The sequence below is a fragment of the Denitrificimonas halotolerans genome (genome assembly GCF_034259425.1).
GTDB lineage: Bacteria > Pseudomonadota > Gammaproteobacteria > Pseudomonadales > Pseudomonadaceae > Denitrificimonas > Denitrificimonas halotolerans.
Window position 1 is genome coordinate 12,661 of record NZ_JAXIVU010000016.1, and the last position, 23,882, is coordinate 36,542.

The window sequence follows — 23,882 nt, forward strand, 5'->3', positions numbered from 1 at the left end:
TCTATAAACTTAAAACTAGGTTTGTACGCTAGAGACTGGGTTGAGGACTTTATTTAAGCCGAGCTCATCAAGTGCTGCATTTAGAGTGCTGTGAATCACTTTTGGAGTGTTTATGGTCACGACCTTTTCCAGTAGTTGTTGAGCATGCTGTAAGGTCATTTTGCGCAATAGCCACTTCACTTTGGGTAGATGAGTTGAGTTCATAGACAAGCTATCAAACCCCATTGCCAACAAGAGCACTGCTGCAACAGGGTCGCCGGCCATTTCTCCGCAAATACTGACTTTTTTACCCTCAGTGTGAGCTGCTGCTACAACATCTTGTAGGGCCATTAAAACTGCAGGGTGTAGATAGTCATATAAATCTGCTACTCGAGCATTGTTACGGTCAACTGCGAGTAAGTATTGAGTTAAGTCGTTAGAACCAACAGACAAAAAGTCAGCAATTCGAGCTAGCTCTCGCGCTTGATAGACCGCAGAGGGAACCTCAATCATGACGCCAATTTGTGGCATTTGCACATCGATCCCTTCATTGGTGAGCTCATGCCAGGCGCGTTGAATTAATTGTTGAGCATCTTCTAACTCGTCTACACCTGAAATCATAGGTAATAAAATGCTGAGATTATTTAAGCCCGCACTGGCTTTAATCATGGCGCGTACTTGTACAGAGAAGATCTCTGGATGATCAAGGGTGACTCGGATACCACGCCAGCCCAAGTAAGGGTTGGTTTCTTTAATAGGAAAATAACTGAGAGGTTTGTCCCCACCAATGTCTAACGTACGCATGGTGACAGGTAAAGGGTGGAAAGCTTCCAGTTGTTGGCGGTACATTTCCACTTGCTCGCTTTCACTGGGAAAGCGTGAGGTTCCCATAAAAGCGACTTCTGAGCGATATAAACCGACGCCTTCTGCTCCACGCTGTTGTGCCCGTTGAACATCGGCTAGTAAACCTGTATTAACCCAGAGGGGAAGCTGATGACCATCCAAAGTTTCGCAGGGTAAGCTTCTTAAACTGTCGAGATCGCGAGTGATGAGGCGATCTTCTTCTATGACTTCTGCATATTGTTGGCGCAGCAACGCACTTGGGTTGGTAAAGACGTCACCATGATAGCCATCAAGGATAAGTTCAATGCCATCTAAACGGGTATAAGGTAAATCAACGGCTGCTACGACCGTAGGAATACCCATGGCGCGCGCTAAAATAGCAACATGGGAATTGCGCGAGCCTAGTACAGAAACCAATCCTACGAGCTTGTCAGGTGGAACTTCACCGAGCATAGCAGGTGAGAGTTCTTCGCTCACTAAAATGGTATTGTCCGGATAGACTAGAGTTTGTTGATGTGCCTGTTGTAAGTGTGACAAGAGGCGGCGGCCAAGGTCTTTGACATCGGATGCCCGCTCACGTAAGTAGTCATCATCCATATGCTCAAAGCGTTGTACATGTTCACTGACAACTTGGCGTAAAGCGCCTTGTGCCCATTGCCCTTTGCGAATCACGCGGTTGACATCACCGGCAAGCGCAGAAGGTTCGAGCATCATCAGGTACACGTCAAACAAGGCTCGCTCTTGGGGGCGTAGCTGAGTTGAGAGGCGTTCAGAGAGTTTACGGATATCGTTACGTACTGATTCCAGAGCGGCATCAAAGAGTCTTAACTGGTTAGAAATATCAGAAACGGTTTTATCGGGAACAACATCGAGGTCAGCGATCGGTAAGACAACCACTGCCGTACCTAAAGCAGCTCCTGGGGCACCAGGTACACCAATAAAGCGCGCCTCTTGAATACCTTTACCACGTTTACCTAAGCCGCGAATAGAGCCTGTGGCTTCAGCATGGGCAATCACTCCAGAGAGTTGTGCACTCATGGTGACGAGGAAAGCCTCGTCACCTTCATCAAACTGACGACGTTCTTTTTGTTGCACCACTAAAACACCAACCACCTGACGGTGATGAATAATGGGCGTGCCTAAAAATGAGGCGTAACGTTCTTCCCCTGTTTCTGGAAAATAGCGAAAGCGCGGGTGACTCATGGCATCTTCAAGGATTAGTGTCTCGGCGCGACTCCCAACTAAGCCCACTAAACCTTCATGGGGTGGCATGCTGACCTTGCCTACAGCTCGTTTTTTCAGTCCATCGGTTGCGCGCAATACATAGCGATCACGGTCTGCCTCATAGAGGTACACTGAACAGACATGACTGTTCATAGCAGCTCGCACTTGTTTAACAATGATCGTTAGTGCCGCTGGTAAATCCTTAGCAACGTTCACTTCTTGGGAAATGATACGCAGCATGTTGAGCATGCTGCTATCTGTGCGAGTTGAGTCTGACAACTTGGGGTTAGTCTCGAGTAGGGAGTTGATAAACCAGCTCTTTTAAAGCCCGCCGATAGACGTCACGTTTAAAGGCAACGACTTGTCCTAAAGGGTACCAGTAACTGACCCAACGCCAACTATCAAATTCAGGTTTGTCGGTCAGGTCCACACGTACTTGTTCATCATTGCTGCGTAAGCGCAATAAAAACCACTTTTGTTTTTGACCTATACATAAAGGTTGACTGTGTGTGCGCACTAAACGTTGGGGTAGACGATAACGTAACCAACCTCGTGTACAGGCTAATATATCGACATCTTGTTCTTGTAGGCCGATCTCTTCATGTAATTCCCGAAAGAGTGCTTCTTCGGTGCTTTCATTGGGATTAATCCCACCTTGCGGAAACTGCCATGCGTCTTGGTTTACGCGTCGTGCCCAAAGTACTTGTCCGTGGTCGTTGGTCAAAATGATGCCGACGTTCGGACGAAACCCATCTGAATCAATCATGTCCGCATCCTTTAAGTAAATTAATTGCTTATATCTCCATTGTTCCATAAAGCGAGTTAAGGCGGCAACGCGCTTTATAACTTGAATGGGCAGCCATCAATAAAATCGTTATGCTTATTACTCTTTTATCATTGATTAAGGTAGCTGCCGTGCGTTTGGCCATTTTTGATTTGGATAACACCTTATTAGCCGGTGACAGTGATCACCTTTGGGGCGAGTATTTATGTGCGCAAGGTTTGGTGGATGTGGAAGCCTATAGGGCTAAAAATGATCAGTTTTATCAAGATTATTTATCTGGACAGCTAGATGTCATTGCTTACCAGAATTTTTGCCAAGAAGTTTTGGGGCGTACTGATAAAGAGATGTTGTCTCAATGGCATGCTGATTTTATGCGTGATTACATTGAGCCGATTATTTTACCTAAAGGTGAAAAACTATTGGCTAAGCATCGTGCTGCAGGTGATCTGGTGATGATTATTACGGCTACTAACCGTTTTATTACTGGACCTATTGCACAGCGTTTGGGTGTGGAGCATTTAATTGCCACTGAGTGTGGTATGCAGGATGGCCAATACACCGGTGAGCTGGTCAATGTGCCAAGTTTCCAGGAGGGTAAAATCACCCGTTTAAATGCCTGGCTGGCTGAACATCAAGCGACTTTAGTGGACAGTTATTTTTACAGTGATTCGCACAATGATTTGCCATTATTAGAACAGGTCACGCATCCAGTGGCAGTCGATCCAGATGATACTTTGCGTGAGTTAGCTGAGCAGCGCGGATGGAAGGTGTTGAGTTTGCGCGATTGATAGTTGCTGTTATGGCAGCAGTTGCTTGCTGAAAAATAATCTATAATAATATATTGTATTTAGGTTCATTTAATTAAGAGGCAGCTTATGACTCGTATACAAAATTTAATCAGTGGTGTGGTGCTATCCCTTGCCGTGTTTTCTGTGCAGGCAGTTGAATTAGCCATCAGCGCTGAAGATGCTTACGCTAAAACGCAGCAGACTGAACAGCCTGTATTGTTAGTGGACGTGCGTGATCCAGTAGAAATTATGTTTGTTGGTTTTACTGACGCAGTTGACGTGAATATTCCATTTATGTTGGTTGACCGTAGCCAGTGGAATGCTGAACGTAATATTTTCCCAATAAAGCGTAACCCAGAGTTTGTTGAGCAGATTAAAGCAGAGCTGGCCAAGCGTGGTTTAGATGAAAACACTGAAGTGATCACCATGTGCCGTTCTGGCAGTGAGCGTGGCGAGCCCAGTGCCAAAGTGTTGCGTGAAGCGGGTTTAGTCAATGCACGCTTTGTGGTGAATGGCTTCCAGGGTGATGCACTGAGTGAAGGCCCACAAGCAGGTATGCGCTTGAAAAACGGCTGGCAGAATTCTGGCTTACCTTGGAGTCGCAGCTTAAATGGCGATAAAATCTATCGCTTAGATCGTTAAGTCTGCTTGCACTCGTTATACGCATGCAGTATGTTGAATGCATCTTTTGGAGAAAGTTATGTTGAAACGCACACAAACTAAGCTTGCTATGCTTCCACAATTTACTGTGGGGCTTAACTCTGTGCGAGTACTTAACAACTCTGTTGCATATGACTTTTATGGGTATTGGTATAGCCAAGGGCTCGCCTGATACCTATGCAGGCGGGCCGTTTCGACGGGTCGCCTACCACTGTTTTATATAAACCCCGGTTGGCTTCCCACCCGGGTTTTTTTTATTTTTAAATTTTGATTATGAATTATTTAGAGGACATGGAAATGGCAATGTATGCAGTTTATCCAGAGCGTTTTGATGATTTAAGTTGGCGATTTAGTAATCACAAGCTTGCACTAACCCATTGTTTAAGACGACTTACTCGATAAAGGTGTAGCGCAGTTGCTGCGCTCACCTAAGGACTACATATGAACGCTTTAAATTCTGCCATTGCATTGGATCATACTATTTGTGCTGCTCTCGAGCAGGCCACTGTCACTACCTTGCCGCAAGCGAGACGTAAAACTAAGGGCCTACTTAGCCCCCAGGAGTTACGTCAACAATTACCTTTAAGTTCTTTTTTAGCGCAGCGTGTACAACAGCAGCGCGAGCAGGTACGCGCTATTATTAATGGTGATGACCCCCGTCTTTTGGTTGTGATTGGACCTTGTTCAATTCACAGTGTTGAAGAAGCTATTGAGTATGCGGGACGTCTGGCAGCCCTATCAGAGAAAGTCTCTGAGCATATGCTGCTTGCCATGCGTATTTATATTGAGAAACCACGTACTACTGTAGGCTGGAAAGGACTGCTGTATGACCCACATTTAGACGGCAGCGCTGATATGGCTCATGGCTTGCAGCTGTCGCGTCAATTAATGTTGCATATGTTGGAGTTGAATTTACCGGTGGCTACTGAACTATTGCAACCATTGGCAGCGAGCTATTTTGATGATCTTTTAAGTTGGGCTGCCATCGGGGCACGCACCAGTGAGTCACAAATTCATCGAGAAATGGTCAGTGGCTTACAATTGCCGGTAGGGTTTAAAAATGGCACTGATGGTAGTGTAGGGATTGCGTTAGATGCTATGCGTTCTGCGGCACATGCTCACCAGCATTTTGGTTTGGATTTACAGGGCCGTGCTGCTTTAGTTGAAACTCAAGGTAACCCTGATACGCATTTAGTGTTGCGTGGTGGTCATGCTGGACCTAATTATGATGCACAGAGTATCGCTCAAGTATGTGCAGCGATGCGTGCCGCGGGTGTTGAAGCATCGCTAATGGTGGATTGCAGTCATGCCAATAGCGGTAAAAATCCTCAACTACAACCGAAGGTTTTACAGTCTGTTCTGGCGCAGCGTGCTGCAGGTGAGCGTAGCCTGCGTGCTGTGATGTTGGAAAGTAATTTGTTAGACGGACAACAAGCATTATGTAATGACTTGCAGTATGGTATTTCTATTACTGATGGCTGTTTAGGTTGGGATAATACCGAACAGATGCTCTTAAACGCAGTAGAGTTACTGCAGTAATATCAGTACTGTTAGCGCCACTGCGTTTAGCTGCATTGGCGCTAGATTGATGAGCTAAGCAGTGCGCTAGGCGTGTTGTTGTGCCAGTAGGGCTGCTAAACGATCAATGTTGCTATTGCGCTCAGGCTCTTGGCATGGATTGTTGCCATGTAAGTTGGACCATGCAGGATAGGCGCGGGCAATAATTAATGGCTGTGCTAATGCACCTTCACGCCACTGCTGCTCTTGTGGTGTCTCCATTTGAATACTGTTTTGCGCTGCATGGCCGCGTAACTCTAAGGCATGGAGTAGACGCTGTTGGCGTATGGCCAGTAAGCGTAGTGTATTGTCATTGACGGTTAACTCACGCTCACCGCGCCATTTACCTTTTAAGCGTTCACCGTAATTACGGAATGTTTGGGTTAAACCACCCACCGCAGCGCCCAATACCGTAGCCATACCAAGACTTAAGCCGCCAGTCATAAGATCAATACCTACACCTGTTGCTGCGCCAGCAGCCATGCCACCACCGACCTTAATGCCCAGCTGTTTCATGGTGGCTGGGTTAAATAAATCATCTCCCCATCGGCCTTCCTCAAGTGGTAATTCAGAGGCTTGGGCATCTTCTTTGCGGAAAGCATATAATTTCAATAAGGCTTCGACACAGCGCTGTTCACGCTGGCGCACCGCATCATGAAGCTTTTGAATAGCGGACTCAAGCTGATCAGGGGGGACGCTATGGCGGAATGCGCTGACATCAATTAATAATTCGGCAATGAGGCGGTAGCCAGCTTGGCGGCGTATTAAGACCTGAGCTTGGTTGTGTTCAATAAGACGCTGTAGTCGAGAACGTTGACTGTCGAGGACGAGGCTTAAATTTTCATAAAGGCATTGCTCACCATCTTGTGGTGGAGCAACAGTATCAAAGCGTACTACGGCATGTAGACCTAGACGTGCTAATACTTCACGCCAAGCAGGTTCTCGTTGATCATCTGTATTAACAAAGTTCAGTACCGGCAGCAAAGGTTTGCCACACATGGAGAGAATGGCTAATTCATCACGGTACTTGGCTAAGACAGGTTCGCGTACATCAATCACATAAAGCCCAGCATCGGATTTTAAAAGCTGGCGTAGAACTTTAGCTTCTTGCTCAAAACGTTGGCGTGCTTCACTGCTTTGTAAAAAGGTTTGTATTTGTTCTGGCCCATCGAAGCGCTCATAACCTTTCGGGAGTTGTTCGATGTATTCGTAAAGCGCTACCGCATCTTCAAAACCGGGGGTGTCATACAGTTCTATTAAAGCTTCACCGTCCACCGAAAGACGGGCACCCTCCACATGTTGGGTTGTACTAGGGCGGTGAGAAATCGCACCGAAACCCACGTCACGGGTCAGGGTGCGCAGTAACGAGGTTTTACCTACATTGGTGTGCCCGACAACCGCTAAAGTTAAAGGTTGTTTATTCATCACCTGTCTCCAGCCATGACCAAGGTGCTGTACGGCTATAAGGTAGTTTTAAACTATCCAGTTGTTCTTGCCAGCTTTCTAAACGTTCATTGTTGGCGTTGGTTGGTAATAACCATACACGGGTTTGTGCCGCGCTCCGCGAGAGCTCTGCGATTAAGTTTAAAGTACCACGATCTGCTGAGCGTTGTGGGTTACACGCCACGAGTAAGCGAGCAGGAGGTTGGGTACTCAGCTGTTCTAGAATCTGTCGCCGTTGTTCACGGGTATCAATGATGCCGGCATATGTAATCTGTGCAGAGTGAGTGGGTGGCCACTCAATGCTATCGTCTAACTCAATACCTACTAATACTGCAGCTTTCCCACTTAATTTCTGCCCAGCAGAACTGTTGGGCAAACTGGTAGGGGCTGCATCAACGACTCCAATACGCTCGCTGCTTGGTTGCACTCGTTCGCGAAAAGGCTGCCAAATCGGGTCATCTGCATCTAGCTGTAAACGCTTGACCCCATGGTGCCAACGCCATTGGCAAACTAGTGCGAAGAGGAAACGTGGGAGTACACCATAGATTAGGAGCATGCCTAAAAGCCAACTGGCCCAAATATGGCGTGCCTGTTCATCTGTTAGTGCCTGCATACCACTTTGTTGAATCAGCTCGCTGCTTGGTAAGGAAAATCCAAGCCAAGTAGCAGGTTGCCCAAGGTTGTGCACTAACATTACAAAAGCATCACTAGCAACAATGGTGGATTCCCAAACAAAGCCATAGCGACGCGTGGCTAATAGGGCAATTAAAGTGAATAAAGCTGTGGTTAAGGTTACTAACCACCAACAGTGCAAGAAGCGACCTAAACCCCAACGTAGTAGATGGTGACGCTGCAATAAAATCATTAATGCGGGGGCCAGTTGTGCTGCTTTGGCATCTCGGGCGAGTTTATTGCTTAACCAAAGCCAAGCCTGGCTTAAGGGAGAATTGCTGTGCTGAGTCAACAGTAGGCTGGCGCACCAAGCAATTAGGCTCAGTAAGTTGAGACCAAGCAAACCAGCTAATGCCCAAAAAATGTTAATGGCTAAAGGATGGCCGCTGAGAGCTGTTTTGGCTAAAGCGAAACCTGAGATTAAAGCGCTTAGAAGCAGCAGCCATAACGCAAGTTTAGCGCCCTGTAACCAGTGCTGTAGAGCAATTTCTAAACCATCGCGCTTGGCTAAAAAGAGCCCACGCAACATTAAGCGTTCAGCTAGTGAGCACTGCGCAGTGCGGGCTTTACGACAGGCTTCGCTATCCTCTAGTAGACCAGTTTGCTCTTCTCGTAAGCGTACTGATTCGCAAAGCCAGAGTTTGTATAAGGGGGAAAGAAAATCGCTCACAAGTATTCCAGTTGCATCATGATAATGGCTCCTATTGTGCCTGATTCTGAGCGTCTCGGATAACGCTGGTGAGGCTTTCATTGAGCAAGTCATTTAAGATAGGGCAATACATTTATATATCGAGGTACTGTACCCATGTCATATGCTTTGCCGGTGAGTTTGATTGTTGCTGCAACCCGCAATCAAGTAATTGGTCGTGATAATCAAATGCCTTGGCACCTACCAGAGGATTTACGTTACTTTAAGCAGCGCACCCTTGGTAAGCCGATTATTATGGGCCGTAAAACGTGGGAGTCGCTCGGAAGACCTTTGCCTGGGCGTTTAAATATTGTGGTGACCCGTCAGGCTGAGATTGTATTAGAGGGTGCTGAAGTATGTGCTGATTTGGAAAGCGCTTTACAAAGAGGGCAGGAATGGGCTGAAAAACAAGGCGTTGATGAGGTTATGGTAATTGGTGGCGGGCAACTTTATCAGCAAGCCCTAGTTCATGCACAGAGAGTCTATTTAACGCGGATTGACCTTGAGTTGGAAGGAGATACATTTTTCCCTGTGTTGGATGCAGTGGATTGGGAAAAAATTGATGCACAAGCCCATCCGGCTCATGCAGCAGAGCCGGGCTATACCTTTGAAGTTTGGCAGCGTAAGGGCTAACTAAGTGTTTGCTTGATAACCTTCGGCATCTAACAATTGTTGTAATTCGTCAGGGTTGTTTGGTTGCATGCGGTAAAACCAACTTTCATAGGGGTGGGTGTTTACCCCTTCAGGTGCGTCAACTAAGCCTTCATTAACAGCAATAACTTTGCCGCTAATGGGGGCATGAATATCTGACGCAGCTTTAACAGACTCAACCACACCGACAGGCTGTGCAGCTATTAGTTCGCTGTGCAGTGCTGGCAGCTCGATGAAAACAATATCACCGAGCGCCTCTTGCGCATGATCAGTAATACCTACAGAAACAGTGCCATCAGCTTCTAGACGAGCCCATTCATGGGTGCTGGCATAGCGTAAGTCGGTTGGGATTGTGCTCATATATTAATATCCTTAACAGGTGCAATACGTTTTTATATGCCTGTGCGCTTATTGTTATTTAATGAGTAAGCAATGAGGGTGCTACTCAACTAATCAAGATTGAAACCACGGCAGTATTTGTGTCTACAATTTATAGGCTATTGAGGTGCTGCATACAAGGTTAAATGAGAATTTTGCCATTGCGTACGAAACATGGTTTTACGACACGTACAGGGAACCATTTTCGACGAATTTCTACTTCTCCTCGTTCTTCCGTGTTTAAAGGCACACGAGCAAGTGCAATAGCTTTGCCTAAGGTTGGTGAAAAACTTCCGCTAGTAATCACACCATTGACTTGATTATCAATTCGTACTGGTTGACCGGCTCGTAATACACCGCGCTCTTCTAATACTAAGCCCACTAGCTTTTCGCTAACACCTTGCTTGGCTTGTGTTTGTAAAGCTTGACGACCAACGAAATCCCGTGATTCGGGCTCCCAACAAATAAGGTGTTCTAAATTTGCAGTCAGTGGTGATATGTGTTCGTTTGTGTCAAAACCATACAGGTTGTAGCCTGCTTCTAAGCGCAGCGTATCACGGGCCCCAATACCTATCGGTGAAATGCCGGCACCGACTAGTTCATTAATAAAGTCTGTGGCTTGAGTTGCAGGTAAAGTGATTTCAATACCATCTTCACCGGTATAGCCCGTGCAGGCAATAAACCAATCATCATCTTGTGCTGCTTGGTGGTGTTGTAGATTTTGAATAATGCTCGCACGCGTTGAGTTTAAAATGGGGGATAAACGCTCGCGAGCCATTGGGCCCTGAATCGAGAATAAGCATAAGTCTGTGCGTAACACTACTGTGCAAGCAAACTTAGTAGCATGTTGTTCTAACCAACTGTGGACTCGTTCGCGGGTTACTGCATTACTGATAAGGCGATAACCTGTTTCAGTGCGGAACACCATTAAGTCATCGATTACACCACCTTGCTCATTGAGCATAATGCTGTGCTGAGCGTTACCGATTGACTTTAACAGAGCAACGTCATTGCTCAGTAAGTACTGCAAAAATGCTTGGGCTTGAGCGCCTTGAATATCAAAAATACTCATATGAGAGATGTCAAACACGCCGCATTCGTTGCGTACGTGGTGATGTTCTTCCACTTGCGAGCCGTAATGTAATGGCATATCCCAGCCATTAAAATCAACCATTTTTGCACCGAGGGCCAGGTGCATATCATACAGGGGGGTACGCAATCCCATGGGATCTCCTAACCGGTCAAACGCAGTGTTTGTACCTGTGGGTAATTCACTCGGTGCATAGTGTAGCTATCGTTTGTAAAAAGTGCACCGATGATCATAAGTATAGCCTGTGTTTATCAAAACTGTAGTTAGTGCCCTGGCCGGTGTGCAGAGCGGCGGATTAACAAGATTACTGGTAGTAATCCAACAAGCACTAAGGTCAGTGCAGGGAGAGATGCTCGTGCCCACTCACCTTCACTGGTCATTTCGAAAATACGCACTGCTAAAGTGTCCCAACCAAAAGGGCGCATCAGTAGAGTGGCAGGCATTTCTTTCAGTACATCAACAAACACCAGTAGCGCTGCAGATAAGCTGCCAGGTAGTAATAAGGGTAAATATACACGGCGGAATAACCCTACACCACTGACACCTAAACTGCGTGAAGCTTCTGGTAGTGAAGGCTTAATACGTGCTAAAGCACCTTCAAGTGGGCCGTAAGCTACGGCCATAAAACGGATCACATAAGTAAGCAGTAGCGCGCTTAAGCTGCCCAATAAGATAGGTCGGCCGGAGCCACCAAGCCAAGTGGACAAAGGGATAACAGCATGCTCATCTAAATAGCTAAAAGCCAACATAATGGCGACAGCTAAAACTGAACCCGGTAAGGCATAACCCAGATTGGCAAAACCGACCAGTGCTCGCATACGGCGTGTGGCGGTCATACGCTTTGCGAAGGAGAGCAGTAAAGCTGCAGTTACCGTTAAGGCAGCAGCCATTAAACCTAAATACAAGGTGTGTGTAATGAGAGCGGCATAACGCTCATCTAAGTCGAAGCGTCCTCTCTGCCAAAACCAAGCTAAGAGTTGCAAAATAGGGATTACAAAAGCGCACAAAAACACCAAACTGCACCAAGTTGAGGCAAGAACGGCTTTCCAACCGTGTAAAGTGTAGAGTGCTTTGCCTCGTGGCCGTTCATTGCTTGGTCGAATAGCGCCGCTGGCACGGTGTTCTGCAAAAATTAAAATAGCCACGAAAAGTAACAGTAAGCTAGCCAATTGTGTTGCGCTAGATAAGCTGAAAAAACCGTACCAAGTTTTATAAATAGCAGTGGTGAAGGTGTCAAAGTTAAATACAGATACGGCACCAAAATCGGCTAAGGATTCCATGAGGGCTAAGGCAACACCTGCACCAATCGCTGGGCGTGCGACGGGTAAGGCTACACGCCAAAATGCTTGCCAGGGGCTTAATCCGAGGACGCGCGCAGCTTCCATAAAGCCTTTGCCTTGTGCGAGAAATGCGGTACGAGCTAATAAATATACATAAGGGTAAAAAACCAAGGTGAAAACAATAATCACCCCGCCGGTCGAGCGAACACGAGGAAACTCTATTCCACTACCAAGCCAGTCACGCATTAAGCTTTGTACAGGGCCGGCATAGTCTAATAGACCAACAAATACAAAGGCCAATACATAAGCGGGAATTGCAAAAGGGAGCATGAGTGCCCAATCCAGCCAACGCCGTCCTGGAAACTCACAGAGGCTTGTAAGCCAAGCTAAACTAACGCCTAGCACTACCACGCCAATACCGACACCGCTAATTAAAATTAAGGTGTTGGAAATTAAACGCAGCATCTGTGTTTCCCACAGATGGCTCCAAATTTGAGTATCCACTGAGTGCCAACTCAGTAATAAAACACTGATCGGCAAACAGACAAGCGCAGCAAAAAATAGCGCAATGGGATACCAGCGACGTTGTGCAGGGAGTGCCACAAAAAACCTCGTTTCATCAGTAAAGCTATAAGCAACGCAGTGCAGTATAACCGCCAGATTTAATTTTGGCGTTTTATACTTTTATATTGCATGGCTTGCTAGACAGTTTGTGTGCTTTTTATGAGCAATACTCAGCAGGGAATTAACCAAACTACTTCAAGGTAGATAAGCAAGTTGAAAACTGTTTGGCTAAGTTTGTTAGTAATTGCTCATAGCCTTTATCGCTGACATCAAGGTCTGCGCCTAAGGCGTCGAGCTCCGCTAACTGTACAGGTAATCCGGATGCTAAGGTTTGCGCTAAGCGTGGTTGCAGAGGGGGTTCACTAAATACACAACTTGGTCCAGCTGCTTCTAGGCGGGCACGCATTTGATTAACATGTTTAGCCCCAGGTTGTACCTCGCTGGACACAGCAAATACGCCTGTATGTGCTAAGCCATAGGCTTGCTCAAAGTAGTTAAAAGCTTCATGAAAAACAAAAAATTGTTGATTTTGTAAAGGTTTCAATTCGTGTTTCAGTTGTTGGTCCAATTGCTTTATACGCTGGGTAAAGCCTTTGAGATTAGCAGCGTAATGGTCGGCATTTTTGGGGTCCAGCGCGCTAAGGTCAGCACTCATACGCTGTGCTATGACGAGAGCGTTGTGAGGTAATAGCCAAAGGTGAGTATCAACTGTTCCAGGGCGGTGATCGTGATCATGCTCGGTCAAGGCATGAGCTTGGTCGTGTGTGTGCTCATGGCTGTCAGCAAAGTATTGTAAGTGCAATTGGGGCAGTTCTTGTACAGCAATGCTAGGTTGGCTGCGACGTTTAAGCATCCGTGGTAAGAAGTTTTCTAAATCAGGACCAACCCAGTAAAATAAATCGGCTTGATTTAAGCGTTTCGCATCGGAGGGGCGTAGAACAAAATAATGTGGTGAAGCACCGGACGGTAAGAGTGCTTCAGGTTCACCTTGACCTTCCTGAATAGCTGCTGCAATTAGCTGTAATGGTTTGATGCTAGTTAAAATGTGCACTTGCGCTTGTGCGCTCAGGGCCCATGACGATAAGTAAATGATCAACAGGAAACGAAACACTAGAGTACACTCCATCGGTAAAGAGTTATATAATAACATCTCTTTAAGAAGGATGCTGCAGTTATGTTGAAAAAAATAATGCTGTGCGAATCAGAACACCATGATCACTGTATCAGTAAGGCTCTAGAGTCTGCTGAAGAGGTGTGCGCACAGCGCGGTGTACGTTTAACACCTTTGCGTAAGCGGGTTTTAGAGTTGGTTTGGCAAAGTCATAAGCCTTTAGGTGCTTACGATATTTTAGATATGTTAAGCCGTAAGGATGGTCGTCGTGCTGCACCGCCTACGGTGTATCGGGGTTTGGACTTTTTATTAGAAAACGGCCTAATTCATCGATTGGCTTCGCTTAATGCTTATATCGGCTGTCGTCATCCAGAAGTGGCGCACGTAGGCTATTTCATGATCTGTAAAAAGTGCCACAATGCTTATGAGCTCGCGGAGCATACAGCTATAGATACGGCCATTGCGACAGAGGCAACTGCTATGGGGTTTTCGGTGGACACGCAAATGGTTGAGGTTTTTGGTGCTTGCAGTTTTTGTCGAGAGTCGGCATGAGCGCATCATTACTTATACAAGCTGAACATTTAAATCTTTCTCTGTCTGAGCAAAATGTTTTAAATGATGTCAGTTTAGACATCTCTGCGGGTGAAATCGTTACTTTAGTGGGGCCGAATGGCTCCGGTAAAACTTCATTGGTTCGGGTTTTGCTAGGGTTGTTGCAGGCAGATACTGGAAAAGTGTGGCGGGCACCCCACTTACGCATTGGCTATATGCCGCAGAAACTTGAAGTGCATGCCACTTTACCGCTGTCTGTGCTGCGTTTTTTGCGCCTAGTGCCAGGTGTGAGTCGCGAGCAGGTAGTTGATGCTTTGACAGAAGTCGGTGCCATAAAAGTATTGAATAGTCCTTTGCAGCGTATTTCCGGAGGGGAATTACAACGTGTGCTTTTAGCACGTGCACTATTGCGTAAGCCTCAATTGTTAGTATTGGATGAGCCTGTGCAAGGTGTTGATGTCAATGGTCAGCTTGAATTGTATCAACTCATTGGTCGACTGCGAGGGCGCTATGGTTGCGGTGTTCTTATGATTTCCCATGACTTACATTTGGTGATGCGTGACACAGATCGTGTCATTTGCTTAAACCGTCATGTGTGTTGTTCTGGTCATCCAGAGCAGGTGAGTGGGGATCCAGCCTTTATTGAATTATTTGGTTCCCGTGCTGCGAGTGATTTAGCTGTGTATTACCACGATCATGATCATAAACATGACCTGCATGGTTGTGTTTTAACACCACAAATTCACGAACATGGGCCGGATTGCACACATGCCTGACTTTCTTTTATATGCCTTATGTGCAGGACTACTCCTTGCCTTAGTCGCTGGGCCGCTGGGTTCCTTTGTTGTGTGGCGACGCATGGCTTATTTTGGTGATACTTTAGCGCATTCAGCGTTGTTTGGTGTGGCCATTGGCTTGTTGTTAGATATCAATTTGGCGCTAGCTGTCATTGTGGGTTGTTTGCTATTGGCTTTTGTTCTAGTTGCTTTACAGCGCCGCCAGCCTTTAGCTTCAGACACTATTTTAGGAATTTTAGCTCACAGTACGTTATCGCTTGGCTTGGTTACTTTAAGTTTTATGGACTCGGTGCGGGTCGATTTGATGGGTTACTTATTTGGTGACTTATTAGCAGTGAGCGCGATGGATTTGGTTTGGATTGGCTCTGGTAGCTTCATAGTGTTGTTGTGCATGCTAGTGTTATGGCGCCCACTACTGGCTATTACTGTGCATGAAGAGCTAGCACAGGTGGAAGGTCTACCAGTAGCGAAGTTACGCCTAGTGCTGATGGTTTTAATGGCATTGGTCATTGGCGTGGCGATGAAAATTGTTGGCGTCTTATTAATTACTTCGTTGTTAATTATTCCAGCCGCCGCGGCGCAGCGCCATGCACGTAGTCCTGAGCAAATGGTTGCAGGTGCAACAGTAATAGGTATGTTGGCAGTATGCTGTGGATTGGCGATGTCATGGCATTACGACACACCAGCAGGGCCTTCTATTGTTGTTTGTGCAGCTGCTTTGTTTTTAGTGAGTTTTATGGTGCCGCGTCGCCGCTGATAATTTTGGTGTGGAACTGTCAAGTTTGAGTGCAGTCCAAACCTTCATAGCATTTAAATCCTAAGGAAGTCTTAGAATGAAAAAAATACTGACGCTCACTTTCGTCACAGTGTTCTCTGTCGCTACAGCGGCTTGTACTGCCATGGCAAATAGTGGAGCAGAAATGATGAAATTAGAGGATGTGGCCCCTTATCCTGCAGCTCAGGCTGGTCAAACACGTCATGTCATTTGGTTGGATAAGAAAAATCAAGAAGATCTACTGAAAGTTGAGCTTGTACCGGGGCAAGTAATGCAGACCGACTGTAATACTCGTGGCTTAACGGCTTCATTAACTGCTAAAGACCTGCCTGGTTGGGGTTATACCTATTATGAGGTAGGGGATGTAAATGGACCCATCAGCACGATGATGGCGTGCCCTGAAGGAACCGTAAAAGAAGCTTTTGTTCCGGTACAGAGTGACGGTTTTACGCTAGGTTACAACAGCAAACTACCTATTGTGGTGTATGCCCCTGAGCATCTTGAAGTGCGTTATCGCATCTGGAAAGGTAGCAATCAGTTAGAGCGTGCAGTGCAGCAGTGATTCAATAAACGGCCAGAAATCAACGATTAACCCAAGCAGTGAAACAAGACATCTTCTGCATTATTCCAGAGCAGTGTAGACTGCTCGCTGTTTTGTTGCTTGGGGGATATTGTATGCCACGGTTTTTAGGCCGCTATTTATTGATTTTTAGTTTTATTGGCGCTTTAACTGCGTGCCAGAGCACAATGGACTTATTTACCAAGCCCGTGTTCAATGAGTTGGCTGATGCAGAGTTACTTTTTGCAAATCGTTTAGAAAATAAGCAATTGGATTTAGCCGCTCAGCAGCTAGATGAGTTACAGGTGATTTATCCTGATGAGCCGCGTGTGGAAATATTGCAGCAGCATTTGGCACAGGCTTGGTTAGTTGTTGGTGAGCAAGCATTGCAGATGTCTGATATGGAAACAGCCAGTGCTGCCTTAATTCAAGCTAAACGCTTATTGCCACAAGCACCGGCATTAACGACGGGCCTCAGTGAAGCGTTAATGAAAGCGCAAACTCCGCCGGCTAAAGATGTACCTCAAGCTGTGAAGCAGCCTGCACCGCGTAAAAAAACAACAACTAAAACAACCTCAGTTGTGAGCAAGCCAAAAGCAAATGCAGAACCTACAACTGGGGGCAAAGACGTAGAGTCTGCTTCGGAAGTGTCTGATATAGCAGAACCTGCTCAAACAGTGATAGAACCTTTTATATTTCAGCGCAGTAAAGCAAAGTCAAGCATGATTGACCCGAATGCTGAGCAAACAGTGATACCCATGCCCATGCTCAGTCAGCGTAATAATTACAGTTTAGGCCGCTTATTAGATGATGTTGCGCAGGATGTGGTGCGGTTTCGTGCGACTGTCACTATAGAAGTAGTAGATACTCGAGACTTTCATTGGGTTGCCGCCTTGCTGTCGACGCGAGTTAAAAAGTTGGATGCTAATTTTAAACCGCGTTTACGGGAAGTGATTCGCAGTGATCAACCAGCTCAGCTGATTATTACTCCGAATATCACATTGTAAACACTTTAACTTAAGCTCTTACGGGGCTTTCAACGATAAGCGATGCTGATTCACTGTTCACATCGCCCTAATAAGGTTAAACCGTGATTGAATTCCAGGATGTGCATAAAGCTTATGCCGTAAATGGGCAAAGTATTACTGCTTTGCAGCCAACCAGCTTACAAGTGCAGCCCGGTGAGATTTTTGGTCTTATCGGTCACTCAGGTGCCGGTAAAAGTACATTATTACGCTTGATCAACCGTTTAGAAGAGCCGAGTGGTGGACGGATTATTGTTGATGGTATCGATGTGACTGCATTAGATGCCCAAGGTTTGCGTCGTTTTCGGCAACGTGTTGGCATGATTTTTCAGCATTTTAATTTGCTCTCTTCAAAAACTGTAGCGAATAATGTGGCTATGCCCTTAAAACTGGCTGGAGAGCTGAGTGGTGTGCAGATTAAACAGCGCGTAACAGAACTGTTGAGTCGTGTTGGCTTAAGTGAGCATGCCAATAAATATCCTGCACAGTTATCGGGCGGACAAAAACAACGAGTAGGGATTGCACGAGCTTTAGCGACTGATCCTAAAATACTGTTATGTGATGAGGCCACCAGTGCTTTAGATCCACAAACTACAGCACAGGTTCTGCAATTGCTGGTTGAGATTAATCGAGAGTTGGGGTTAACCATTGTGTTGATCACCCATGAAATGGATGTGATTCGCCGTGTTTGTGATCGTGTTGGTGTTATGGATGCGGGTGTGATTGTTGAGAGCGGTCAGGTCAGTGATGTATTTTTACATCCAAAGCATGAAACCACTCAACGTTTTGTCCAAGAGTCTGAAGAAGATCCGGATATCTCTCGTGAGGAGGAGTATCAAAAAGTCAGTGGACGCATTGTGCGTTTAACTTTTTTGGGGGAGAGCACCTATGCGCCTTTACTCGGAAAGGTGGCTCGAGAGACAGGAGTGGACTACAGTATTTTAGCGGGCCGTATTGGTCGAATTAAAGATCAGGCCTGTGGTCAGCTCACCTTAGCGTTAACCGGTGGTAAAGAACAATTGGCTGAACAACAATTACGTGATGCCGGTGTGCATGTCGAGGTTTTACGCCCATGAGTGAGTTGCTGATAAATATTGATTGGTATGAAATTTGGCTGGCTACAGTTGATACGCTGTTAATGCTAGGCGGATCTTTATTATTTACTGTGTTGCTGGGATTGCCGATGGGTATTTTGCTATTTTTAGTGAGCCCTCGACAGATGTTTGAACACCGTATTTTTTATGCCACTTTATCTTTTGTAGTGAACGTGTTGCGTTCATTGCCTTTTATTATATTACTGATAGTCATGATTCCAATTACAGTGGTTATGACAGGTACATCACTGGGCGTGGCAGGAGCAATTCCACCACTGGTGGTTGGGACAACACCGTTTTTTGCGCGGCTGGTGGAAACCGCATTACGAGAGGTGGATCGCGGGATTATTGAAGCTACTCAAGCGATGGGAGCCAGTACTCGACAGATTATTTTTAATGCTTTATTGCCGGAAGCACGCCCTGGCATTATTGCTGCAACGACAGTAACGGCTATTACTTTGGTGTCTTATACTGCGATGGCCGGTGTAGTAGGAGCTGGCGGCTTAGGAGATTTAGCCATTCGCTTTGGCTATCAGCGTTTCCAAACTGATGTTATGGTTGTGACTGTGGTTTTACTGTTATTGTTGGTGCAGGTTTTACAAAGTGTTGGCGATCGTCTTGTGTTACGGTTTTCAAGAAAGTGACCATAAAACAAGCCCAGTAGCGGCATATCACTCACATTTTGGAGCATTTATGAAAAAAACATTATTGGCTTTAGCCGCCTTGAGCGCTTTTGCTGTACAAGCTGAACCTTTACAAGTTGCAGCAACACCTGTGCCCCATGCTGAGATTTTAGAGTTTTTAAAGCCAACTTTATCTGAGCAAGGTGTAGAGCTCGACGTTAAAGTCTTTACTGATTATGTGCAGCCGAATGTACAGGTGGCGGAAAAGCGCTTAGACGCGAACTTCTTTCAACATCAGCCATACTTGGATGAATTTAATAAAACGAAAGGTACCACTTTGGTGAGTGTTGCAGGGGTGCATATTGAACCCTTTGGTGCTTACTCTAGCAAAGTGACTCAGTTGGATGATTTAAAGCAAGGCGCTAATGTTGTTATTCCTAATGATGCAACAAATGGTGGCCGCGCCTTGTTATTGTTGCAAGCAGCAGGTGTACTGACCCTTAAAGAAGACGCAGGGATTACTGCAACGCCACGTGATATTGCCGATAATCCGAAGAACGTTAAAGTGCGTGAGTTAGAAGCAGCGACCTTGCCACGAGTTTTAAATCAGGTTGATTTGGCTTTAATCAATACTAACTACGCTTTAGAAGCAGGCCTTAATCCAAGTGAGGATGCTTTGGCGATCGAAGGGGCTGACTCACCGTATGTAAATATTCTGGTGACACGCGAAGACAATAAAGACAGTGAAGCCGTACAGAAGTTGGTTAAAGCTCTACGCAGTGATGCAACAAAAGACTTTATCAATGAGAAGTACCAAGGTGCGGTCGTTCCTGTTTTCTAAAAGCATTTATGTTGCCGCTGTTCCCTATAATTAGGGGCAGCGGCCTATACGTTAATTTCTTTAAGGCGGTAGAGCATGAGCGCCTTGTTTATTTAAAGCAGTGTGTTTATAGCGAAGGCTGCGTAAGCAGCCCCTTAACCTCTTACTGGTGCAAATCAGGCGGTGTATGCCCTCACGCTGGATACCCGTCAATACAGGTGCAGCGCAATGGAAAAGCGGGCAGGTCTACCATATTTTTAAAGAAATTGACTAGGCATACACCACTCAAGCCTTTTCGAGTTGTGGCAACTTGCCCGAATCGAGGCCGAAAGGTATCGCAGGACTTGGAATAAGAGAATGGGTGTGCAGTGGGTGTGGTGTCACCCACGATCGCGATACCAACGCGGCACGTAACATTCTTACGGCCGGGCATGGTCGTCTAGCACTAGGAATCCTCGTTCTTTAGGTCGGGGGAGGATGTCAATGCTTACTCGTAGCTTTCTAAACGGTCACGATCTAAAATACAAATCAACCGACCTTCAACACGAATAATCCCTTCATCGCTGAGGTGATGAATAATACGAGAAAAAGTTTCGGGCTGAATGGACAGGTGACTGGCTACTAAACGCTTAGCAACTGGCAGTTCAAAACTGTCGGTATTGCAATGTGCGCATGCTCGTAATACTTGCGATAAAATATATCGAATGACTCGGTGAGTTGCATTTTTTAACGAAAGTATTTCAATATCGTTTAAGCGTTGATGAATACGCGTCGATAGCTCAGCTAACAAGGCCATGGATGCATCGGGGTTTATGCGTAATAAGTGGGTGTAAGCTGTGTTAGATATCATCAGCAACTGGGTCGGTAATACCGCTTGTGCTGTTGCCACATAGCAGCCTTGTCCCATAAACATCATGGCTTCAGCAAAGGTTTGATGCGCGCCAAGGACTTCAAATACTTTTTCTTGCCCATCAGGTGTTAGGCGATAGATTTTAACGCTACCGGAGACAATAAAGCAGAAATGATGACAAGGTTCACCTTGGCGAAATATGTAGTCGCCTTTCTCTAAATTAATGAGCTGGCTCTCATTGAGTAGTTGTTTTAACTGAGTATCGTTGAGCGCTGAAAAAAGGTGATGGTCACGTAATATTTTTTGGTATAGTGGGTGCGGTTCCATTATTCCTGTGCTCCAGAGCTGCAGCAGAGTAGATACTCTCTGCTGCACCCAAATAAGAGCAGGTATTCTAGCATGTTTTGTAGTTAAACTACTTAATTTTGTGATTCCAGTCACAAAAGCAGCCCACTGCTAGGGTGTTTGCGGCGGCCACTGGTCGGTTTTCAATGAGTGCATTCAAAATAGGCTCGATAAAACTGTTGCTAGAATTGCATACGGCACCTTCACTGTAAGGACCAAAGTAGGACAACTCTCCAACACGATTCCAAATAGCTACAGCAGGGCTGGCAGGCAGTTGTTCTGTTCCTGGTAAACCACTGAGGTGGCGCAAACTGCTTAATGCTTTTGGCAGCTGGCCATGGCTGCCAGGTTTTTGTAAGTGATAAAAATCCACTTCATCGGCGTAGTGCTCAATCAATTCCACGAGGTGTTGCTGGTTACCCACATTGCATGGGCAACTTGGATCCCAAAAATGGACAAAACGAATTTTACCAGCACCTGCTATATTCTCGGGTAAACGCAATGTTTGGCCGCTAAAGACAGCGGTGGTTTCACTGAAAGGTCGGATAAAACGTGTTTTATACCACCATAAACCAGTGAGCATGGAACCTAACCACAGCGCAATAGCAATGCCTATCAGTATTTTTTTCACGGTAAGTCGTTTCATAGCTATCACACAGACAAGGTAGTATAGGGTGCCATGAGCAGAACAAAATCCATAGGCTACAGAATGTCGCAGGAACGATTCAGTAAAGGTGTCGATTGATGCTTAAATTCGAGCTACAAGCTTTGCAACGTATGTTGCCTGAGTTAGATAGGCAGAGTGTTGATCCAGTATTGGCATCGGTATGGCGTCGGTTTTATCAAATTGATTATGGATACACTCATAGTGACTTGGATTGCCGCTTGGGTATGGCTCAAGTGGGTGATTATCGCATTGCAATGCAAATATGTCGGCCTGTAGCACCAGTGGCAACGCTTTTGGTTTTGCATGGTTATTATGACCACATGGGATTGTATGGCAATGTTTTTCAATGGGCATTAGAGCAAGGTTTTGCTGTATTGTCTTGCGACTTACCTGGGCATGGTTTATCTACAGGGCCTAGAGCTAGCATCAATAGTTTTCAAGAGTATCAGGTAGTGCTGCAGGCGATGCTGGCGAAAGCTTTACAGCTCGGTCTACCCAAGCCATGGCATATTCTTGGTCAAAGTACAGGTGCAGCAATTGCGCTAGATTATTTATTGACTCAACAGCCCATCAGTGAACTGGGTCAGACAATTTTATTAGCTCCATTGGTTCGACCGCGAGCATGGCAGCAATCTAAATTTTTATATCAGCTGATTAAACCTTTTCGCAGCAGTATTCCTCGGCGTTACTCAGACAATACTAGTGATCAGAAATTTATTGAGTTTGTGCGGCAACAGGATCCTTTACAAGCCAGAATACTACCTACTGCATGGGTGGGGGCTTTAGCACAATGGATTCATTATATTGAACAAAGACAACCCAGTCGTCACAGTCCAATTATTGTGCAAGGTGAGGCTGATATGACTGTTGATTGGCAATATAACTTAGAGGTGCTAACAGATAAGTTTTATCAGCCCAAAATTTTACGTTTACCTCAAGCGCGGCATCACTTAGTGAATGAACGTCCAAGCGTGCGTGATTCGATGTTTATGTTTTTAAGTAAAGAGTTGACTTGAGTGCTTTATGACAATTAAGTGGCCGAGCTTAAGTTTGCAATTGTTGTAGTGCACTGCCTGACAGCAGGCTAATGGGTATTACAGCGCTTGGAGTAAGAGAGTTAGCGTGCAGAGGGTGTGGTATATCGTTCAGGGTCGCGATATACGCGCAGCTCAGAATAGTCTTGCAGCCGTTCACTGCCGTTTAGCAGTAAGAATCTCTAATCCTTTTAAGGGAGGGTATCAAGTTTCCTCGCCTAAGCTAGCTTGTAAGGTTTTTAAAGCAGCTTGGTAATAAGCTTGTCCAGCATTAGATTGTGCAAAATTAACAAACTCTTCCAGTTCAGCATCGGATAAGTTTCGGTAAATATGCAGTAAAGTGTTATCGATATGCGTGTCAATTTCGTTGATTAAACGCTGACGTTGCGTATTAAGTAGAGCCTTAGTTTGCTCTGTACTCATGAGACCTGGGAGCATTTGGCTGAGACTGTCTGCAGCTACACTGCCTAAGGCTAAGGATACATCAGCGCCAGCTTGGCTTGCAGGTAAGATTTGACTGAGGTGGCGGATTAATAAGCGCCGTGTAGCTTCTGCGTGGATTAAAGGTAAGCCTGCTGCATAATGGTTGAGTTGTTCTGGATGTGAGGCAGCAATTTCTGCGGCAACAACTTTCCTCCCTGTGGTCGACTCAAAGAACTCTAAAGCAGATGTAGGATTGTCCAATTGTTGTCGCAAAGCCTTTTGGCCGCGCTGATGCATCGCTTCAATAGCAAAGCGTTGATTGCTATTTTCGACTAAAGCTTGATAAATAACATTAGGTAGTGTGTCTTGATAGCGAAGCTGAGTGTGTTTCACGGCGCTAGCAAAGTGGGCTTGTTGTTGCGGCCAGCCAGCTTTTTCATACAAGCTGTCGTATATATCAGCAAAGCTGTTGAAGCTACTGATAAATAGACAAAAAGTTAATAAATAGCGCATATAAATTCTCAATAAATAGAGCTTGTAAGTTAAACCTTTTTCTTACGTAAATGTAGAGTGTTTTTGTTAAAGCTATCATTTATGTAAGAAAAA

General features: G+C 45.7%; 24 protein-coding genes and 1 pseudogene. 14 read left to right on the forward strand and 11 right to left on the reverse strand.

The window, feature by feature from the left end; genetic code table 11:
- Nucleotides 1-15 precede the first annotated feature (15 nt).
- Both ptsP and TOI97_RS10520 read right to left on the reverse strand, forming a co-directional pair.
- Nucleotides 16-2,295 (reverse strand): phosphoenolpyruvate--protein phosphotransferase, encoded by a 2,280-nt coding sequence (gene ptsP / locus TOI97_RS10515; protein ID WP_321554123.1) that lies wholly within the window; start codon nucleotides 2,293-2,295, stop codon nucleotides 16-18.
- Nucleotides 2,296-2,332: 37 nt separating this feature from the next.
- The gene (locus TOI97_RS10520) at nucleotides 2,333-2,812 is read right to left on the reverse strand and encodes an RNA pyrophosphohydrolase (RefSeq protein ID WP_321554082.1); all 480 of its coding nucleotides are present in this window, start codon (nucleotides 2,810-2,812) and stop codon (nucleotides 2,333-2,335) included.
- Between the two features lie 149 nt (nucleotides 2,813-2,961).
- Here TOI97_RS10520 and TOI97_RS10525 point away from each other — a divergent pair, with 149 nt between their 5' ends.
- The 3 genes from TOI97_RS10525 to TOI97_RS10535 all read left to right on the forward strand — a co-directional run bounded on the left by TOI97_RS10525 (nucleotide 2,962) and on the right by TOI97_RS10535 (nucleotide 5,817).
- A complete protein-coding gene (locus TOI97_RS10525) occupies nucleotides 2,962-3,618 on the forward strand; it encodes a histidinol-phosphatase (protein ID WP_321554124.1) in 657 nt (218 codons plus the stop codon).
- A gap of 87 nt (nucleotides 3,619-3,705) precedes the next feature.
- A complete protein-coding gene (locus tag TOI97_RS10530; RefSeq protein ID WP_321554083.1) occupies nucleotides 3,706-4,260 on the forward strand; it encodes a rhodanese-like domain-containing protein in 555 nt (184 codons plus the stop codon).
- A gap of 459 nt (nucleotides 4,261-4,719) precedes the next feature.
- Nucleotides 4,720-5,817 (forward strand): 3-deoxy-7-phosphoheptulonate synthase, encoded by a 1,098-nt coding sequence (locus TOI97_RS10535; protein ID WP_321554084.1) that lies wholly within the window; start codon nucleotides 4,720-4,722, stop codon nucleotides 5,815-5,817.
- Between the two features lie 66 nt (nucleotides 5,818-5,883).
- On the opposite strand, the gene TOI97_RS10540 is transcribed toward TOI97_RS10535, so the two are convergent.
- Nucleotides 5,884-7,260: a DUF3482 domain-containing protein gene (locus TOI97_RS10540; protein WP_321554085.1), complete on the reverse strand. Its 1,377-nt coding sequence runs from the start codon at nucleotides 7,258-7,260 to the stop codon at nucleotides 5,884-5,886.
- A complete protein-coding gene (locus TOI97_RS10545; protein ID WP_321554086.1) occupies nucleotides 7,253-8,620 on the reverse strand; it encodes a DUF2868 domain-containing protein in 1,368 nt (455 codons plus the stop codon). The genes TOI97_RS10540 and TOI97_RS10545 overlap by 8 nt, the downstream gene beginning before the upstream one ends.
- Before the next feature lie 135 nt (nucleotides 8,621-8,755).
- Here TOI97_RS10545 and TOI97_RS10550 point away from each other — a divergent pair, with 135 nt between their 5' ends.
- Nucleotides 8,756-9,271 carry a dihydrofolate reductase gene (locus TOI97_RS10550; protein ID WP_321554087.1) on the forward strand — a complete coding sequence of 172 codons (516 nt, stop codon included), beginning with the start codon at nucleotides 8,756-8,758 and terminating at the stop codon, nucleotides 9,269-9,271.
- Here TOI97_RS10550 and gcvH read toward each other — a convergent pair whose 3' ends face one another.
- From gcvH to znuA, 4 genes are all read right to left on the reverse strand, one after another.
- Nucleotides 9,272-9,649: a glycine cleavage system protein GcvH gene (gene gcvH, locus TOI97_RS10555; RefSeq protein ID WP_321554088.1), complete on the reverse strand. Its 378-nt coding sequence runs from the start codon at nucleotides 9,647-9,649 to the stop codon at nucleotides 9,272-9,274.
- A 160-nt stretch (nucleotides 9,650-9,809) separates the two neighbouring features.
- Nucleotides 9,810-10,892, reverse strand: a complete 1,083-nt coding sequence (gene gcvT / locus TOI97_RS10560; protein ID WP_321554089.1) for a glycine cleavage system aminomethyltransferase GcvT — start codon at nucleotides 10,890-10,892, stop codon at nucleotides 9,810-9,812.
- 128 nt (nucleotides 10,893-11,020) lie between these two features.
- Complete coding sequence (locus TOI97_RS10565; protein ID WP_321554090.1) at nucleotides 11,021-12,640, reverse strand: ABC transporter permease; 1,620 nt, start codon at nucleotides 12,638-12,640, stop codon at nucleotides 11,021-11,023.
- 151 nt (nucleotides 12,641-12,791) lie between these two features.
- Nucleotides 12,792-13,727: a zinc ABC transporter substrate-binding protein ZnuA gene (znuA, locus tag TOI97_RS10570; protein ID WP_321554125.1), complete on the reverse strand. Its 936-nt coding sequence runs from the start codon at nucleotides 13,725-13,727 to the stop codon at nucleotides 12,792-12,794.
- A gap of 48 nt (nucleotides 13,728-13,775) precedes the next feature.
- Between znuA and TOI97_RS10575 the strand changes: the two genes are divergently transcribed.
- The 9 genes and pseudogenes from TOI97_RS10575 to TOI97_RS10615 form a co-directional block, all read left to right on the forward strand.
- Entirely contained in the window at nucleotides 13,776-14,264 is a 489-nt protein-coding gene (locus tag TOI97_RS10575) for a transcriptional repressor (protein WP_321554091.1), read from the forward strand.
- Nucleotides 14,261-15,040, forward strand: a complete 780-nt coding sequence (znuC, locus tag TOI97_RS10580; protein ID WP_321554092.1) for a zinc ABC transporter ATP-binding protein ZnuC — start codon at nucleotides 14,261-14,263, stop codon at nucleotides 15,038-15,040. The genes TOI97_RS10575 and znuC overlap by 4 nt, the downstream gene beginning before the upstream one ends.
- Nucleotides 15,033-15,818 carry a zinc ABC transporter permease subunit ZnuB gene (gene znuB / locus TOI97_RS10585; protein ID WP_321554093.1) on the forward strand — a complete coding sequence of 262 codons (786 nt, stop codon included), beginning with the start codon at nucleotides 15,033-15,035 and terminating at the stop codon, nucleotides 15,816-15,818. The genes znuC and znuB overlap by 8 nt, the downstream gene beginning before the upstream one ends.
- A 76-nt stretch (nucleotides 15,819-15,894) precedes the next feature.
- Nucleotides 15,895-16,398: a serine protease inhibitor ecotin gene (gene eco, locus TOI97_RS10590; protein WP_321554094.1), complete on the forward strand. Its 504-nt coding sequence runs from the start codon at nucleotides 15,895-15,897 to the stop codon at nucleotides 16,396-16,398.
- A 113-nt stretch (nucleotides 16,399-16,511) separates the two neighbouring features.
- Nucleotides 16,512-17,402, forward strand: coding sequence for a hypothetical protein (locus TOI97_RS10595; protein WP_321554095.1), 891 nt, complete (start codon nucleotides 16,512-16,514; stop codon nucleotides 17,400-17,402).
- 83 nt (nucleotides 17,403-17,485) lie between these two features.
- Entirely contained in the window at nucleotides 17,486-18,496 is a 1,011-nt protein-coding gene (locus TOI97_RS10600; protein WP_321554096.1) for a methionine ABC transporter ATP-binding protein, read from the forward strand.
- Nucleotides 18,493-19,158, forward strand: a complete 666-nt coding sequence (locus TOI97_RS10605) for a methionine ABC transporter permease (RefSeq protein WP_321554097.1) — start codon at nucleotides 18,493-18,495, stop codon at nucleotides 19,156-19,158. Before TOI97_RS10600 ends, TOI97_RS10605 begins: the two co-directional genes overlap by 4 nt.
- Before the next feature lie 49 nt (nucleotides 19,159-19,207).
- Nucleotides 19,208-19,978, forward strand: a complete 771-nt coding sequence (locus TOI97_RS10610) for a MetQ/NlpA family ABC transporter substrate-binding protein (protein ID WP_321554098.1) — start codon at nucleotides 19,208-19,210, stop codon at nucleotides 19,976-19,978.
- 265 nt (nucleotides 19,979-20,243) lie between these two features.
- Nucleotides 20,244-20,423: pseudogene (locus TOI97_RS10615) on the forward strand (zinc ribbon domain-containing protein); the annotation flags it as partial.
- Between the two features lie 21 nt (nucleotides 20,424-20,444).
- On the opposite strand, the gene TOI97_RS10620 reads toward TOI97_RS10615, so the two are convergent.
- Together TOI97_RS10620 and TOI97_RS10625 are read right to left on the reverse strand one after the other, a co-directional pair.
- Complete coding sequence (locus TOI97_RS10620; RefSeq protein ID WP_321554099.1) at nucleotides 20,445-21,134, reverse strand: Crp/Fnr family transcriptional regulator; 690 nt, start codon at nucleotides 21,132-21,134, stop codon at nucleotides 20,445-20,447.
- 88 nt (nucleotides 21,135-21,222) lie between these two features.
- Entirely contained in the window at nucleotides 21,223-21,798 is a 576-nt protein-coding gene (locus TOI97_RS10625) for a DUF6436 domain-containing protein (RefSeq protein ID WP_321554100.1), read from the reverse strand.
- A gap of 98 nt (nucleotides 21,799-21,896) precedes the next feature.
- Between TOI97_RS10625 and TOI97_RS10630 the strand changes: the two genes are divergently transcribed.
- On the forward strand, nucleotides 21,897-22,835 hold the full coding sequence (locus tag TOI97_RS10630; protein WP_321554101.1) for a phospholipase BipL: 939 nt from the start codon (nucleotides 21,897-21,899) through the stop codon (nucleotides 22,833-22,835).
- 222 nt (nucleotides 22,836-23,057) lie between these two features.
- Here TOI97_RS10630 and TOI97_RS10635 read toward each other — a convergent pair whose 3' ends face one another.
- Nucleotides 23,058-23,789 carry a hypothetical protein gene (locus TOI97_RS10635; RefSeq protein WP_321554102.1) on the reverse strand — a complete coding sequence of 244 codons (732 nt, stop codon included), beginning with the start codon at nucleotides 23,787-23,789 and terminating at the stop codon, nucleotides 23,058-23,060.
- Nucleotides 23,790-23,882 lie beyond the last annotated feature (93 nt).

What these genes read in the sequence shown, in the direction of transcription:
- ptsP (WP_321554123.1), bottom strand. Translation starts at nt 2,295, where the DNA reads ATGCTCAACATGCTGCGTATCATTTCCCAAGAAGTGAACGTTGCTAAG.
- TOI97_RS10520 (WP_321554082.1), bottom strand. Translation starts at nt 2,812, where the DNA reads ATGATTGATTCAGATGGGTTTCGTCCGAACGTCGGCATCATTTTGACC.
- TOI97_RS10530 (WP_321554083.1), top strand. Translation starts at nt 3,706, where the DNA reads ATGACTCGTATACAAAATTTAATCAGTGGTGTGGTGCTATCCCTTGCC.
- TOI97_RS10535 (WP_321554084.1), top strand. Translation starts at nt 4,720, where the DNA reads ATGAACGCTTTAAATTCTGCCATTGCATTGGATCATACTATTTGTGCT.
- TOI97_RS10540 (WP_321554085.1), bottom strand. Translation starts at nt 7,260, where the DNA reads ATGAATAAACAACCTTTAACTTTAGCGGTTGTCGGGCACACCAATGTA.
- TOI97_RS10550 (WP_321554087.1), top strand. Translation starts at nt 8,756, where the DNA reads ATGTCATATGCTTTGCCGGTGAGTTTGATTGTTGCTGCAACCCGCAAT.
- gcvH (WP_321554088.1), bottom strand. Translation starts at nt 9,649, where the DNA reads ATGAGCACAATCCCAACCGACTTACGCTATGCCAGCACCCATGAATGG.
- gcvT (WP_321554089.1), bottom strand. Translation starts at nt 10,892, where the DNA reads ATGGGATTGCGTACCCCCCTGTATGATATGCACCTGGCCCTCGGTGCA.
- znuA (WP_321554125.1), bottom strand. Translation starts at nt 13,727, where the DNA reads ATGGAGTGTACTCTAGTGTTTCGTTTCCTGTTGATCATTTACTTATCG.
- TOI97_RS10575 (WP_321554091.1), top strand. Translation starts at nt 13,776, where the DNA reads ATGTTGAAAAAAATAATGCTGTGCGAATCAGAACACCATGATCACTGT.
- znuC (WP_321554092.1), top strand. Translation starts at nt 14,261, where the DNA reads ATGAGCGCATCATTACTTATACAAGCTGAACATTTAAATCTTTCTCTG.
- znuB (WP_321554093.1), top strand. Translation starts at nt 15,033, where the DNA reads ATGCCTGACTTTCTTTTATATGCCTTATGTGCAGGACTACTCCTTGCC.
- eco (WP_321554094.1), top strand. Translation starts at nt 15,895, where the DNA reads ATGAAAAAAATACTGACGCTCACTTTCGTCACAGTGTTCTCTGTCGCT.
- TOI97_RS10595 (WP_321554095.1), top strand. Translation starts at nt 16,512, where the DNA reads ATGCCACGGTTTTTAGGCCGCTATTTATTGATTTTTAGTTTTATTGGC.
- TOI97_RS10605 (WP_321554097.1), top strand. Translation starts at nt 18,493, where the DNA reads ATGAGTGAGTTGCTGATAAATATTGATTGGTATGAAATTTGGCTGGCT.
- TOI97_RS10610 (WP_321554098.1), top strand. Translation starts at nt 19,208, where the DNA reads ATGAAAAAAACATTATTGGCTTTAGCCGCCTTGAGCGCTTTTGCTGTA.
- TOI97_RS10620 (WP_321554099.1), bottom strand. Translation starts at nt 21,134, where the DNA reads ATGGAACCGCACCCACTATACCAAAAAATATTACGTGACCATCACCTT.
- TOI97_RS10625 (WP_321554100.1), bottom strand. Translation starts at nt 21,798, where the DNA reads ATGAAACGACTTACCGTGAAAAAAATACTGATAGGCATTGCTATTGCG.
- TOI97_RS10630 (WP_321554101.1), top strand. Translation starts at nt 21,897, where the DNA reads ATGCTTAAATTCGAGCTACAAGCTTTGCAACGTATGTTGCCTGAGTTA.
- TOI97_RS10635 (WP_321554102.1), bottom strand. Translation starts at nt 23,789, where the DNA reads ATGCGCTATTTATTAACTTTTTGTCTATTTATCAGTAGCTTCAACAGC.